This is a genomic window from Kitasatospora sp. NPDC127111, from assembly GCF_042677465.1.
In the GTDB taxonomy this organism is placed as follows: Bacteria; Actinomycetota; Actinomycetes; order Streptomycetales; family Streptomycetaceae; genus Kitasatospora.
Window position 1 is genome coordinate 17,259 of the sequence record NZ_JBHXTG010000076.1, and the last position, 13,051, is coordinate 30,309.

The following is a 13,051-nucleotide window of genomic DNA, read 5'->3' on the forward strand; positions in this document are numbered from 1 at the left end:
GGGCTCCCTTGCGTCTTGTCTGCTTCGTCTGTCTGCTTCGGGCTGCTTCGGGCTGCTTCGAATCAAGGCTCAGCTCACGGCTCAGCGCCCCCATTGTGGACCCTCGCACCGACAGTCCCGCCCAGCGCCCCTCTTCCGCCCCTGGCGAACGCCCCGTCCGCGCGGACACATCCGCGCCCTCCGCGCGTTGCACCACAATGGGGGACGCCACACGAACCCCCGACATCGACGACGGGAAGGACCCGAGCGCATGGCCAACCCGGCCCCCGCCTCCCACCGAGGCATCGCCATCACCGAGCACCGCCTGGCCAACGGCCTGCGCGTCGTCCTCTCCGAGGACCACCTCACGCCGGTCGCCGCCGTCTGCCTCTGGTACGACGTGGGCTCCCGGCACGAGGTGAAGGGCCGCACCGGGCTGGCCCACCTGTTCGAGCACCTGATGTTCCAGGGCTCCGCCAACGTCTCGAACAACGGCCACTTCGAGCTCGTCCAGGGCGCCGGCGGCTCGCTCAACGGCACCACCAGCTTCGAGCGCACCAACTACTTCGAGACCATGCCCGCCCACCAGCTCGAACTCGCCCTCTGGCTGGAGGCCGACCGGATGGGCTCCCTGCTCGTCGCCCTCGACGAGGCCTCCATGGAGAACCAGCGCGACGTCGTCAAGAACGAGCGCCGCCAGCGCTACGACAACGTCCCCTACGGCACCGCCTTCGAGAAGCTCACCGCGCTCTCCTTCCCCGACGGCCACCCCTACCACCACACCCCCATCGGCTCCATGGCCGACCTCGACGCCGCCACCCTCGAGGACGCCCGCGCGTTCTTCCGCACCTACTACGCGCCCAACAACGCCGTCCTCTCCGTCGTCGGCGACATCGACCCCGAGCAGACCATCGCCTGGGTCGAGAAGTACTTCGGCAGCATCCCCGCCCACGACGGCAAGCAGCCCCCGCGCGACGGCACCCTCCCCGACACCATCGGCCGCGAACTCCGCGAGCACGTCCGCGAGGACGTCCCCTCCCGCGCCCTGATGGCCGCCTACCGCCTCCCGCACGACGGCACCCGCGAGGCCGACGCCGCCGACCTCGCCCTCACCATCCTCGGCAGCGGCGAATCCAGCCGCCTCTACAACCGCCTCGTCCGCCGCGACCGCACCGCCGTCGCCGCCGGCTTCGGCCTGCTCCGCCTCGCCGGCGCCCCCAGCCTCGGCTGGCTCGACGTCAAGACCTCCGGCGACGCCACCATCGAGCAGATCGAGACCGCCGTCGACGAGGAACTCGCCCGCTTCGCCGCCGAAGGCCCCACCGCCGCCGAACTCGAGCGCGCCCAGGCCCAGATCGAACGCGAATGGCTCGACCGGCTCACCACCGTCGCCGGCCGCGCCGACGAACTCTGCCGCTACGCCGTCCTGTTCGGCGACCCCAAGCTGCTCGCCGACGCCCTCCCCAAGGTCCTCGACGTCACCGCCGAAGAGGTCCAGGCCGTCGCCCAGGCCCGCCTGCACCCGCGGAACCGCGCCGTCCTGGTCTACGAGCCCACCACCGCCGACGACACCGAGACCGCCGCCGACACCGACGAGGAGGGCGCTGCCGCATGAGCGCCGAGTACGCCCCCGCCATGACCTTCCACCCCCAGCCCGAGCCCGGCACGCCCAGCCCGTGGGCCTTCCCCGCCCCCGAGCGGGCCGCCCTCGGCAACGGCATCACCGTCCTGCACTGCCACCGCCCCGGCCAGCAGCTGATCGCCGTCGACGTGCTCCTCGACGCCCCGCTCGCCGCCGAACCCGACGGCCTCGACGGCATCGCCGGCATCCTCGCCCGCGCCCTCAACGAAGGCACCGACACCCTCACCGCCGAGGAGTTCGCCGCCGAGCTCGAGCGCGCCGGCGCCACCCTCGACGCCCACGCCGACCACCCCTGCATCCGCGTCTCCCTGGAGGTCCCCGCCAGCCGGCTCCAGCGCGGACTCACCCTGCTCGCCGACGCCCTGCGCGCCCCCGCCCTCCCCGAGGGCGAGATCGAACGCCTCGTCGCCAACCGCCTCGACGAGATCGTCCACGAGCAGGCCAACCCCGCCCGCCGCGCCGCCAAGGCCCTCTACGCCGAGCTCTTCGACGGCGCCGACCGCCTCTCCCGCCCCCGCGGCGGCACCGCCGACACGGTCAAGTCGATCGACCGCGCCGCCGTCAAGGCCTTCTACGACGCCCACATCCGGCCCGCCACCACCACCGTCGTCGTGGTCGGCGACCTCACCGGCACCGACCTGCCCGCCCTGCTCGAAGCCACCCTCGGCACCTGGACGGCCGACCCCGCCAACCCCAGCACCCACGCCCCGGTCACCGCCGACGACACCGGCCGCGTCGTCATCGTCGACCGCCCCGGCTCCGTCCAGACCCAGCTCCTCATCGGCCGCGTCGGACCCGACCGGCACGACGCCGCCTGGGCCGCCCAGATCCTCGGCACCTACTGCCTCGGCGGCACCCTCACCTCCCGCCTCGACCGCGTCCTGCGCGAGGAGAAGGGCTACACCTACGGCGTCCGCGCCTTCGCCCAGCCGCTGCGCTCCGCCGCCGACGGCAGCGGCCGCGCGCTGCTCGCGATCAGCGGCTCGGTGGACACCGCCTCCACCGCCCCGGCGCTCGCCGACACCTGGACCATCCTGCGCACCCTCGCCGCCGAGGGCCTCACCGACGCCGAGCGCGACGAGGCCGTGCAGTTCCTGGTCGGGGTCGCCCCGCTGAAGTACGAGACGGCCGGCTCGGTCGCCGGGACCCTCGCCGACCAGGTCGAGCAGCACCTGCCCGACGACTACCAGGCCGAGGTCTACCGGAAGCTCGCCGAGCTCCCGACGGCCGCCGCCACCGAGGCCGTGGTCGCGGCCTTCCCGCCCGAGCGGCTGGTCACCGTCCTGGTCGGCGACGCCGCCGCGATCGCCGACGACGTCCGCGCGCTCGGCATCGGCGAGGTCACCGTGGTCGGCGCCTGACGCGCCCGAACCCCCTGACGGGCAGGGCCCGGTGGAGCACTCCGCTCCGCCGGGCCCGCCGCGTTCTAAATCCCTTGCGGGCCGTGATCACGCTGTGGGTAGATATCCCCGGCAGCCGGTACACACACGGAGAGGAGGCGGTCACCATGCGGGTCGAGCCGACCATACTGCGCTCCCCGAGGCCGTCCTCCCGACGCCCCTTCGCGGCCTGAGCACCGCGTACCCCCCCGATCTTCCCCGAGCCGCACCGGGATCCTTCGTGCGGCACCCACCTACGCTTGAACCAACCGACCTTGGGAGGTCGTTCAACCATGTCGTACACCGAGGTGCCCGGCATCCGGGTCCCGATCCGGATGTGGACCGACCCGGCCACCGTCGAGGGCCAGGCCATGCAGCAGCTGCGCAACATCAGCTCGCTGCCCTGGCTGCACGGCCTCGCCGTGATGCCCGACGTCCACCTGGGCAAGGGCGCGACGGTCGGCTCCGTGATCGCGATGAAGGGCGCCGTCTGCCCGGCGGCGGTCGGCGTGGACATCGGCTGCGGCATGAGCGCGGTGAAGACGTCCCTGACCGCCAAGGACCTCCCCGACGACCTCTCCCGCCTCCGCTCCAAGATCGAGCAGGCCATCCCGGTCGGCCGCGGCCTCCACACCGACCCGGTCGACCCGCGCAAGCTCCACGGCTTCGCGACGGCCGGCTGGGACGACTTCTGGCACCGCTTCGACGGGGTCGCCCACGAGGTGAAGTGGCGCCGCGAGCGGGCCATGCAGCAGATGGGAACGCTCGGAGCGGGCAACCACATGATCGAATTGTGCATCGATACGGTCGGGACGGTGTGGCTGATGCTGCACTCCGGCTCGCGCAACATCGGCAAGGAGCTCGCTGAGCACCACATGACCGTTGCCCGGTCCCTCCCGCACAACCAGGGTCTCGTCGACCGCGACCTGGCGGTGTTCATCTCGGACACGCCGCAGATGGCGGCGTACCGGGAGGACCTGTACTGGGCGCAGGAGTACGCCAAGAACAACCGCGCCGTCATGATGGCGCTATTCCAGGACGTGCTGCGCCGTGAGTTCGCCAAGAAGAAGGTCACCTTCGACGAGGTGATCAGCTGCCACCACAACTACGTGGCAGAGGAGCGGTACGACGGCGTCGACCTGCTGGTGACCCGCAAGGGGGCCATCCGGGCCGGTGACGGCGAGTACGGGATCATCCCGGGCTCGATGGGAACGAGTTCCTACATCGTCCGCGGACTCGGCAACGAGGCGGCGTTCAACTCCGCCTCGCACGGTGCCGGCCGCAAGATGAGCCGCTCGGCGGCGAAGAAGCGCTTCACCGTGCGGGATTTGGAGGAGCAGACCCGGGGAGTCGAGTGCCGTAAGGACAGCGGTGTCGTCGACGAGATTCCGGGCGCGTACAAGTCGATCGAGAAGGTCATGGAGCAGCAGCGCGACCTGGTGGAGATCGTTGCGCAGATCAAGCAGGTCATCTGCATCAAGGGCTGAGCACTGACGCGGGAAGGGCCCCGACTTGGTCGGGGCCCTTCCCGCGTTATCTCGGCTCATCCCAAAGGCGTCCGTCTGCGCCCGCAGGTAGTCGCGCTCGGAGAACGGGGCGCGCGGCGGCGCGACGATCTCGGACTTCCGTCCCGCAGGCAGGCCCAGCGCCTGAAGCTCTTCGCGGAATCCACGGGCGCAGACCGTCCACATCACCGAGGTGTGATCGGCCTTGAAGTTCGTGCTGCGGGTCCGGTGTCCGATGCTGCTGTTGTACGGGCAGAGTCGCTGGAACTCGTCGAGGATCGGGGCGTCGCGCGCGGAGAGCTCGACGGTGAGCCGGCCCTTGTTGCCGGGGCCCTGCGCGAGGTGTCCGTCCGCCTGGAGGAAGGCGAACAAGTATGCGTGGTCGGGTCGTTCGAGGTCGAAGACCGTCATGCGGCGAGCATGTGTGCGATCGGCCACCGGAATGGTCCGCTCGCTCATCGGTTCGCTCGATGGTATGGATGCGATCGAATGTGCGAACAAAAGCGCCCGGCAGTGCTATGCCTGCCGGGCGCTCCGCGTTCGGGCTGCTGGGCTCAGGCGGCGGCGGGGAGCTCGTCGAGGCCTTCCTGGACCAGTTTGGCGAGGCGGTCGAGGGCCTGGTCGGCGCCTTCGGCGTCGGAGGCGAGGATGACCTCCTCGCCGCCCTGGGCGCCGAGGCCGAGCAGGCCGAGCATGGAGGCGGCGTTGACCGGGTTGCCGCCGGGCTTGGCGATGGTGATCGGCACGCCGGTGGCCGTGACGGCCCTGACGAAGACGGAGGCGGGACGGGCGTGCAGGCCCTCGGCCCAACCGATGGTGACGCGGCGCTCGGCCATGAGACGTGCCTTTCCGGTGTAACTGGTCATGGCCGTGCTTGGCGGAGGCGGCCATGTTGTCTAGACCAGTGTTGCACGCAGGTGACCCCTCCGAGCCGCCGCGTTCAGTACTTGTGATTGTTTCTTTCGGGGCCATAAGCAGGGACGTAAGTCCCCGGCCGGGAGCCCCGGTGGGCCCTGCCCACCCTGCCGCCGACGCACGGCCGGCGCCATTCGGCTCGCCGCCGGATAACCTGACGAATGTGGACGACTCCCTGGCACCGCACCCCGGGCTGGGCCCGCGGCAGAGCGCGCAGCACCCCGAGCACGCCGGGCCGGACTACCCGCAGCACTGGGAGGCCGACATCCTGCTGCGTGACGGCGGTACGGCCAGGATCCGGCCGATCACGCCCGACGACGCCGGCCGGCTGGTGGAGTTCTACGAGCAGGTGTCGGACCAGTCCAAGTACTTCCGCTTCTTCGCGCCCTACCCGCGGCTCTCCGACAAGGACGTCCGCCGCTTCACCCACCACGACTTCGTGAACCGGGTCGGCCTGGCCGTGGTGATCCGGGACCGCTTCATCGCGACCGTCCGCTACGACCGGATCGACGCCGACGGCCGTCCGTCGGAGACCGGCACCGATGCCGAGGTGGCGTTCCTGGTGCAGGACGCCCACCAGGGGCGCGGGGTGGCCTCGGCGCTGCTGGAGCACATCGCGGCGGTGGCGCAGGAGCGCGGCATCCGCCGGTTCCAGGCGGAGGTGCTGCCGGAGAACCGCAAGATGGTGAAGGTCTTCACCGACGCCGGCTACACCCAGCGCCGCAGCTTCGCCGACGGTGTGGTCCACCTGGAGTTCGACCTGGAGCCGACCGCGGCCTCGCTCGCGGTGATGCGGGCGCGGGAGCACCGTGCCGAGGCGAGGTCGGTGCAGCGACTGCTCACCCCGCGGTCGGTCGCGGTGCTGGGGGTGTCGCGCAATCCGCAGACGGTCGGCCGGGCGATCCTGCGCGACCTGCTGGCCGGCTTCGCGGCGGGCGGGCAGTCCGACGGGCGGCCCGGCGACGAGGACGACGAGAAGCACGGAGGCGGCGGCGACGACCGGCGGGTCTACGCCGTGAACCGCAACGCCCCGCCCGGGACCGAGCTGGACGGCGTCCCGGTGCACCGGTCGGTCCTGGAGATCCCCGGCCCGGTGGACCTCGCGGTGATCGCCGTCCCGGCCGCGGCCGTGCCCGCCGCCGTCGCCGAATGCGGTGCGCACGGCGTGCAGGGGCTGGTGGTGGTCACCGCCGGCTACGCGGAGACCGGTCCGGAGGGCCGGGACCGGCAGCGCGCCCTGGTCCGCCAGGCCCGGGCGGCCGGCATGCGGGTGATCGGCCCGAACGCCTTCGGCCTGATCAACACCGACGCCGACCGGCCGCTGAACGCCTCGCTCGCGCCCGCCCTGCCGCGCCGCGGCGGCTTCGGCATCTTCTGCCAGTCCGGCGCGATCGGCGTCGCCCTGCTGGAGGCCGCGCACCGCCGGGGCCTGGGCGTCTCCTCCTTCGCCTCGGTCGGCAACCGCTCGGACGTCTCCGGCAACGACTTCCTCCAGTACTGGGCGGAGGACCCGGCCACCGAGGTGGTGCTGCTCTACCTGGAGTCCTTCGGCAACCCCCGGAAGTTCACCCGGATCGCCCGCCGCCTGGCCGTGGCCAAACCGATCGTGGTGGTGAAGGGCGCCCGGCACACCGGCAGCCTGCCGCCGGGCCACGCCGTCCCGCCGACCGCCAGCGGGCTGCGCGACGCGACCGTCGACGCGCTGTTCCAGCAGGCCGGGGTGACCAGGGTGGAGACGATCACCGAGCTGTACGACACCGGCGAACTGCTCGCGCTGCAGCCGTTGCCCGCCGGGGACCGGGTGGCTGTGGTCGGCAACTCGGACTCGCTGGGCCTGCTGACCCACGACGCCTGCCTCAGCGCCGGGCTGCGCCCCCGGACCCCGGTGGACCTGACCACGGCCGCCACCGGCGAGAACTTCCGGATCGCGCTGGACGTGGCGCTGGACGACCCGGCGGTGGACGCGGTGATCGCTGTCGCGATCCCGCCGATCGGCACCTCGGCGCACGCGTTCATGGGTGGCCGGCTGGCCGGACCGGACGATCCGGAGATGGGCTCCGACGATCCGGAGATCGCCGCCGCGCTGCTCGAAGCGGGCACGCGGGCGAGGAGGCTGGGCAAGCCGCTGCTGCTCGCCCACCTGGCGCTGACCGACCTGCCGAGCCGGCTGCGTCCGGGCGGCATCCCCGCCTACCCGGCGCCCGAGCGGGCGGTGCGCGCCCTCGCGCACGCCGTCCACTACGCCCAGTGGCGCCACCGGATGGCCGAGGCGGAGGAGACCGCCCGCGTCCCCGAGCTGGACCGGATCGACGAGGGCGCCGCCCGGGCCCTGGTCGAGACCGCGCTCTCCACCCGGACCGCGGCCCGCCCGTCGCCCACCACCACCCTTGATCGCGGCGCTACGCGCCGGAGCTTCTTCGCCCGTACCCAGCCCGGCGGCGCGCGGATCGCGCTGCCGGACGCGGACGCGGCGGCGCTGCTCGCCCACTACGGCATCGACGTCTCGCCGACCCTGCCCGCCCCCGACGAGGAGACCGCCGTCCGCGCCGCCGCGACGCTCGGCTACCCCGTCGCGCTCAAGGCGACCGCCCCGCACCTGCGCCACCGCCCCGACCTCGGCAGCGTCCGGCTGGACCTGACCGGCGAGCCGGGGCTGCGCCGCGCCCACCGCGAGCTGGACGCGCTGCTCGGCGGGGCGGCCCAGGCCGGGCTGGTGGTGCAGCGGCTGGCCCCGCGCGGCGTGGACACCGTGATCGGTGCCACGGTCGACCCGGCGGTCGGCGCGATCCTCTCCTTCGGTCTGGCCGGAGCGCCCGCCGAACTGCTCGGTGACGTCGCCCACCGGCTGGTCCCGGCCACCGACCAGGACGTGGCCGGGCTGATCCGCGAGGTGCGGGCGTCGCCGCTGCTGTTCGGCTGGCGCGGCGCCGAGGCGGTGGACACCGGCGCGCTGGAGGAGCTGCTGCTGCGGGTGTCCCGTCTGGTCGACGACCTCCCGGAGGTGGCCTCGGTGGACCTCGAACCCGTGGTCGTGGCCCCGCACGGGCTGGCGATCCTGGGGGCGCAGGTGCGGATCGCGCCCCTGCCCGTCCGCAGCGATCTGGGCCCGCGCGCCATGAGCACGCTGTAACCTTCCTAGGTTGCGCCCTGCCCGGGGGCGCTGTCGTCCGGAAGCTCGGCGCCGTGCCGCCCGCTTCGTCGGCGGACCATGCCAGGATGGAGTTATGGCGAAGACCGGTACCACCACCACTCAGGACCTGCGCTCGGCGATCGAGCGCAGCGGCTACTACCCGGCCCTGGTGTCCGAGGCGGTCGAGTCCGCGGTGGGTCCCGAGCCGATCAGCTCCTACCTGGTGCACCAGGAGACCACCTTCGACGCCAACGAGGTCCGCCGGCACGTGACCGTGCTGGTGCTGACCCCGACCCGGTTCGTGGTGAGCCACACCGACGAGCAGTCCGGCGACGGCGCCGGCCCGGCGGTGCCGTACGCGACCACGTCCACCGAGAGCGTCCGGCTGGACCGCATCGGCTCGGTCGTGGTGAGCCGGATGGTTGCCAACCCCGAGACGTACACCCCGGGCACGCTGCCGCGGGAGGTGGTGCTGACCATCGGCTGGGGCGCGGTGCAGCGCCTGGACCTGGAGCCGGCCGGCTGCTCGGACCCGAACTGTGAGGCGGACCACGGCTACACCGGTTCGGCCACCGCTGACGACCTGTCACTGCGGGTCAGCGAGGCCGGTGACGGTCCGGAGACGGTTGCCCAGGCGCTGGTGTTCGCCCGGGCGCTCTCCGACGCGACGATCAGCAACGGTCCGCGGGTCTGAGCCGGCGCCGCACGACGACGTGCGACACCTGACGCACGACGCACGACGGCGTGCGAGACCTGACGCACGACGCACGACGACGCCACCGAAGCCAGGAAGCCAGCCCCCCAAGCCATGTCCTTCGTACCCGACGGCCCCGACGCCTTCGAGATCCTCGACCCCGCCACCGCCCCGGCGCCCCCCTACGGCGGCGGTTCGCTCTGCGACCTGCTGCCCTCGGTGGCGGCCGGCCTCGGTGTGCCCGGGTTCACCGCGACGCTGCCGATCGCGCCCGCCGACCGGGTGGTGGTGTTCCTGGTCGACGGCCTCGGCTGGGAGCTGCTGCTGCGCCACCCCGAGTACGCGCCGTTCCTCTCCTCGCTGGCCGGCAGCTCGCTCGGCGGCACCGGCCGCCCGCTGACCGCGGGCTTCCCGTCCACCACCGCGACCTCGCTGGCCTCGGTGGGCACCGGGACGGCGCCGGGCCTGCACGGCCTGGCCGGCTACACGGTGGCGGTGCCGGGCGCCGGCTACCTGATGAACCAGCTGCGCTGGCAGCCGCACACCGATCCGGCGCTCTGGCAGCCGTACCCGACGGTGTTCGAGCAGACCCAGGCCGCCGGGGTGGCGACCGCCCAGGTCTCCTCGCCGCTGTTCGCCCAGACCCCGCTGACCCGGGTGGCGCTGTCCGGCGGCACCTTCCTCGGCCGCACCACGGGTGAGGAGCGGATGGACCAGGCGGCCGCCTGGCTGGCCGAGCACGACCGCGCGCTGGTCTACACCTACGTGAGCGAGCTGGACGGCGCCGGCCACCGCTTCGGGGTGGACTCCGACGAGTGGCGGATGACCCTGGACGCGGTGGACCGCCTCGCCCGGCGGCTGGCCGAGCAGCTGCCGCCGCGCTCGGCGATGTACGTCACGGCCGACCACGGCATGATCGACATCGCCCCCGAGGACCGGATCGACTTCGACGAGGACTGGGAGCTCGGCGCCGGCGTGGCCCTGCTCGGCGGCGAGGGCCGGGCCCGGCACGTGTACGCGGTGCCGGGGGCGGCCGCCGACGTGCACACGGTCTGGAGCGAGGTGCTCGGCGACCGGATGTGGGTGGCGACCCGGGACGAGGCGATCGCCGCCGGTTGGTTCGGCCCCTCGGTGGACGAGCGGGTCTACCACCGGATCGGCGACGTGGTCGCCGCCGCCCGCGACGACATCGCCGTGATCGCCTCCCGCAACGAGCCCGGTGAGTCCGCGATGATCGGCCTGCACGGCTCGATGACCCCGGTCGAGCAGTTCGTGCCCCTGCTCGAAGTCCGCGCGTGAACCCCCGCTCCGCGTGAACTCCCCCTCTCTGAAAGGCCTCTGCTCCACCCATGGCTGAACTGGTGTTCTTCTCGGGCACGATGGACTGCGGGAAGTCGACGCTCGCGCTCCAGATGGACCACAACCACGCCGCGCGCGGCCGGCAGGGGATCATCCTCACCCGCAACGACCGGGCCGGTGCGGCCACCATCTCCAGCCGGCTCGGCCTGCGCGCCGAGGCCGTCGAGGTGACGGACGACTTCGACTTCCACGCCCACGTCGTGCACCGGCTCTCGGCCGGCGGCCGGGTGGACTACCTGATCTGCGACGAGGCCCAGTTCTTCGGCGCCGAGCAGGTGGACCAGCTGGCCCGGGTGGTCGACGAACTCGGCATCGACGTCTTCACCTTCGGCATCACCACCGACTTCCGGACCAGGCTCTTCCCCGGCTCCCAGCGGCTGATCGAACTGGCCGACCGGGTCGAGGTGCTGCAGGTCGAGGCGCTCTGCTGGTGCGGCGCGCGCGCCACCCACAACGCCCGCACGGTGGGCGGCGTGATGGTGGTCGAGGGCGCCCAGGTCGTGATCGGCGACATCTCGGTGCGCGAGGACGAGGTCGGCTACGAGGTGCTCTGCCGCCGCCACCACCGTCGCCGGCTGACCGCCGCGACGGCCCGCGCCTCGGTGCTCTCCCCGGACGTGCTGCCCTTCGAGGAGCAGCAGGCCTGAGCCGCGAGCGGGTGGGTCACCAGGGCTGGAGCACCGAGAAGTGCCCGCCCTGCGGGTCGGCCAGCCGGGCCACCCGGCCCCGCCCGGTGTCCCGCGGCTCCACCAGCACCCGGCCGCCCAGCTCGACCGCCCGACGGGCCGTCAGCCCGGCGTCCTCGACCGCGAAGTGGACCCGCCAGCGCGGCGGGTGACCGCGCAGCTCCGCCCCGGGCCGGATGCCCGCCACCGGCCGGCCGTCCACCAGCAGCGCGGACTCGCCGCCGGCCGGCGCCACCGGCCGCCCCAGTACCGCGCCGTAGAAGACCGCCGCGCCCTCGTCGTCCGGGGTGATCAGCTCGGCCCAGGCCGGCCCGCCCGGCTCGGGGCCCGCCTCCCGGCCCGGGTGCTCCTCGCCCTGCCAGAGCCCGAAGACCGCGCCGGAGACGTCGGCCGCGATGGCCAGCCGCCCGGCCCGCTCGGCCTGCAGCGGTCCGACCGCCACGGTGCCGCCGCACTCGCGCACCAGCTGGGCCGTCCGGTCGGCGCTGTCCACCGCGAAGTAGGTGGTCCACTGCACCGGGAAGCCCGTCACCGTGGAGACGCCGAGACCGGCCACCGGGGCACCGCCGACCTCGGCCCGGACGTAGGCGCCGAGCTGGGTCGGGCCCGGCGTGTACGTCCAGCCGAGCAGTCGGCCGTAGAACGCGCGGGCGCCGTCCAGGTCGTCGGTCATCAGGCTGACCCAGCACGGAGTGCCCTGGGCGAGCCGGAGTTGCACCGCGGGCATGCGGGCCTCCTCAGGGGCGTTCGGCGCACGGAACCGCGCACGTGAGGGTGATGGTTCCACCCTGGCGCGCACCCGACCCCCGGGCCGCGCGGAAAGTCCGGCAAAGACCGCACAAAGAGCGTCGGGGTGGCGGCACTGCGCGAGAATGACCGTCATGACGACCTCTCACGACGAATCCCCGCTGGTCTCGGTGGCCGGCCTCCAGGAGGCGCTCGGCTCCGCCCGACCGCCGGTCCTGCTCGATGTGCGCTGGCAGCTCGGCGGCCCGCCCGGGATCGAGGACTACACGGCCGGCCACCTGCCCGGCGCCCACTTCGTCGCGCTGGACACCGACCTCGCCGCTCCGGCCGGCCCGCCCGGGCGCGGCGGCCGCCACCCGCTGCCGGACGTCGAGGAGTTCGGGGCGGCGCTGCGCCGTTTCGGGGTCAGTGCCGACCGCCCGGTGGTGGTGTACGACGGCGCCACCTCGCTGGCCGCCGCCCGGGCCTGGTGGCTGCTGCGCTGGGCCGGCCACCCGGACGTGCGGGTGCTGGACGGCGGGTTCGCGGCCTGGCGGGCGGCCGGGCTGCCGGTGACGGCCGAGGTGCCGGCGCCGGAGGAGGGTGACTTCAAGCCGGTGCCGGGGCAGCTGCCGACGGTGGACGGCGACGGCGCCGCGGCCTGGGCCCGGTCGGGTCTGCTGCTGGACGCCCGGGCGGGGGAGCGCTACCGGGGCGAGACCGAGCCGATCGACCCGCGCGCCGGGCACATCCCGGGTGCGGTCTCCGCGCCGACCACCGAGAACGTCGGCCCGGACGGGCGCTTCCTGCCGGCCGCCGCTCTCGCCGAGCGGTTCGGCGCGCTGGGAGCGGGCGAGCGGGAGACCGCCGTGTACTGCGGTTCGGGGGTGACGGCGGCCCACCAGATCCTCGCGCTCGCGGTGGCGGGCGTGCCGGCCACGCTGTACCCGGGCTCGTGGAGCGAGTGGTCGAGCGACGAGAGCCGCCCGGTGGCGGTCACCGATCAGCCGGGCTGAGCCGGACGCCCGGCTACCGC

The 13,051-nt window shown here is 73.5% G+C and carries 10 protein-coding genes; 8 read left to right on the forward strand and 2 right to left on the reverse strand.

What is annotated here, in order from left to right; all coding sequences use genetic code 11:
* The first annotated feature begins 250 nt into the window (after window positions 1–250).
* From ACFVHB_RS32970 to ACFVHB_RS32980, 3 genes are all read left to right on the forward strand, one after another.
* Entirely contained in the window at window positions 251–1,594 is a 1,344-nt protein-coding gene (locus ACFVHB_RS32970; RefSeq protein ID WP_380329549.1) for a M16 family metallopeptidase, read from the forward strand.
* The gene (locus ACFVHB_RS32975; RefSeq protein WP_380329551.1) at window positions 1,591–2,982 is read left to right on the forward strand and encodes a M16 family metallopeptidase; all 1,392 of its coding nucleotides are present in this window, start codon (window positions 1,591–1,593) and stop codon (window positions 2,980–2,982) included. Before ACFVHB_RS32970 ends, ACFVHB_RS32975 begins: the two co-directional genes overlap by 4 nt.
* A 311-nt stretch (window positions 2,983–3,293) precedes the next feature.
* Window positions 3,294–4,487, forward strand: coding sequence for an RtcB family protein (locus ACFVHB_RS32980; RefSeq protein WP_380329553.1), 1,194 nt, complete (start codon window positions 3,294–3,296; stop codon window positions 4,485–4,487).
* Between the two features lie 572 nt (window positions 4,488–5,059).
* On the opposite strand, the gene ACFVHB_RS32985 is transcribed toward ACFVHB_RS32980, so the two are convergent.
* Window positions 5,060–5,341, reverse strand: a complete 282-nt coding sequence (locus ACFVHB_RS32985) for an HPr family phosphocarrier protein (protein ID WP_380329555.1) — start codon at window positions 5,339–5,341, stop codon at window positions 5,060–5,062.
* A 242-nt stretch (window positions 5,342–5,583) separates the two neighbouring features.
* Here ACFVHB_RS32985 and ACFVHB_RS32990 point away from each other — a divergent pair, with 242 nt between their 5' ends.
* The 4 genes from ACFVHB_RS32990 (at window position 5,584) to ACFVHB_RS33005 (ending at window position 11,250) form a co-directional block, all read left to right on the forward strand.
* Window positions 5,584–8,550, forward strand: coding sequence for a GNAT family N-acetyltransferase (locus ACFVHB_RS32990; RefSeq protein WP_380329557.1), 2,967 nt, complete (start codon window positions 5,584–5,586; stop codon window positions 8,548–8,550).
* A gap of 94 nt (window positions 8,551–8,644) precedes the next feature.
* The gene (locus tag ACFVHB_RS32995; protein ID WP_148642670.1) at window positions 8,645–9,244 is read left to right on the forward strand and encodes a DUF5998 family protein; all 600 of its coding nucleotides are present in this window, start codon (window positions 8,645–8,647) and stop codon (window positions 9,242–9,244) included.
* A gap of 114 nt (window positions 9,245–9,358) precedes the next feature.
* The gene (locus ACFVHB_RS33000) at window positions 9,359–10,543 is read left to right on the forward strand and encodes an alkaline phosphatase family protein (RefSeq protein ID WP_380329559.1); all 1,185 of its coding nucleotides are present in this window, start codon (window positions 9,359–9,361) and stop codon (window positions 10,541–10,543) included.
* Between the two features lie 50 nt (window positions 10,544–10,593).
* Window positions 10,594–11,250 carry a thymidine kinase gene (locus tag ACFVHB_RS33005; protein WP_380329561.1) on the forward strand — a complete coding sequence of 219 codons (657 nt, stop codon included), beginning with the start codon at window positions 10,594–10,596 and terminating at the stop codon, window positions 11,248–11,250.
* A 16-nt stretch (window positions 11,251–11,266) separates the two neighbouring features.
* Here the strand turns inward: ACFVHB_RS33005 and ACFVHB_RS33010 are convergent, their stop codons facing one another.
* The gene (locus ACFVHB_RS33010) at window positions 11,267–12,016 is read right to left on the reverse strand and encodes a VOC family protein (protein WP_380329562.1); all 750 of its coding nucleotides are present in this window, start codon (window positions 12,014–12,016) and stop codon (window positions 11,267–11,269) included.
* A gap of 154 nt (window positions 12,017–12,170) precedes the next feature.
* Here ACFVHB_RS33010 and ACFVHB_RS33015 point away from each other — a divergent pair, with 154 nt between their 5' ends.
* Window positions 12,171–13,031, forward strand: coding sequence for a sulfurtransferase (locus ACFVHB_RS33015; protein WP_380329564.1), 861 nt, complete (start codon window positions 12,171–12,173; stop codon window positions 13,029–13,031).
* The last annotated feature ends 20 nt before the right edge of the window (window positions 13,032–13,051 follow it).

Excerpts from the sequence above, each read along its gene's own strand:
- ACFVHB_RS33000 (WP_380329559.1), top strand. The coding sequence starts at position 9,359 with ATGTCCTTCGTACCCGACGGCCCCGACGCCTTCGAGATCCTCGACCCC.
- ACFVHB_RS32975 (WP_380329551.1), top strand. The coding sequence starts at position 1,591 with ATGAGCGCCGAGTACGCCCCCGCCATGACCTTCCACCCCCAGCCCGAG.
- ACFVHB_RS32970 (WP_380329549.1), top strand. The coding sequence starts at position 251 with ATGGCCAACCCGGCCCCCGCCTCCCACCGAGGCATCGCCATCACCGAG.
- ACFVHB_RS33005 (WP_380329561.1), top strand. The coding sequence starts at position 10,594 with ATGGCTGAACTGGTGTTCTTCTCGGGCACGATGGACTGCGGGAAGTCG.
- ACFVHB_RS32995 (WP_148642670.1), top strand. The coding sequence starts at position 8,645 with ATGGCGAAGACCGGTACCACCACCACTCAGGACCTGCGCTCGGCGATC.
- ACFVHB_RS33015 (WP_380329564.1), top strand. The coding sequence starts at position 12,171 with ATGACGACCTCTCACGACGAATCCCCGCTGGTCTCGGTGGCCGGCCTC.
- ACFVHB_RS32980 (WP_380329553.1), top strand. The coding sequence starts at position 3,294 with ATGTCGTACACCGAGGTGCCCGGCATCCGGGTCCCGATCCGGATGTGG.
- ACFVHB_RS33010 (WP_380329562.1), bottom strand. The coding sequence starts at position 12,016 with ATGCCCGCGGTGCAACTCCGGCTCGCCCAGGGCACTCCGTGCTGGGTC.
- ACFVHB_RS32985 (WP_380329555.1), bottom strand. The coding sequence starts at position 5,341 with ATGGCCGAGCGCCGCGTCACCATCGGTTGGGCCGAGGGCCTGCACGCC.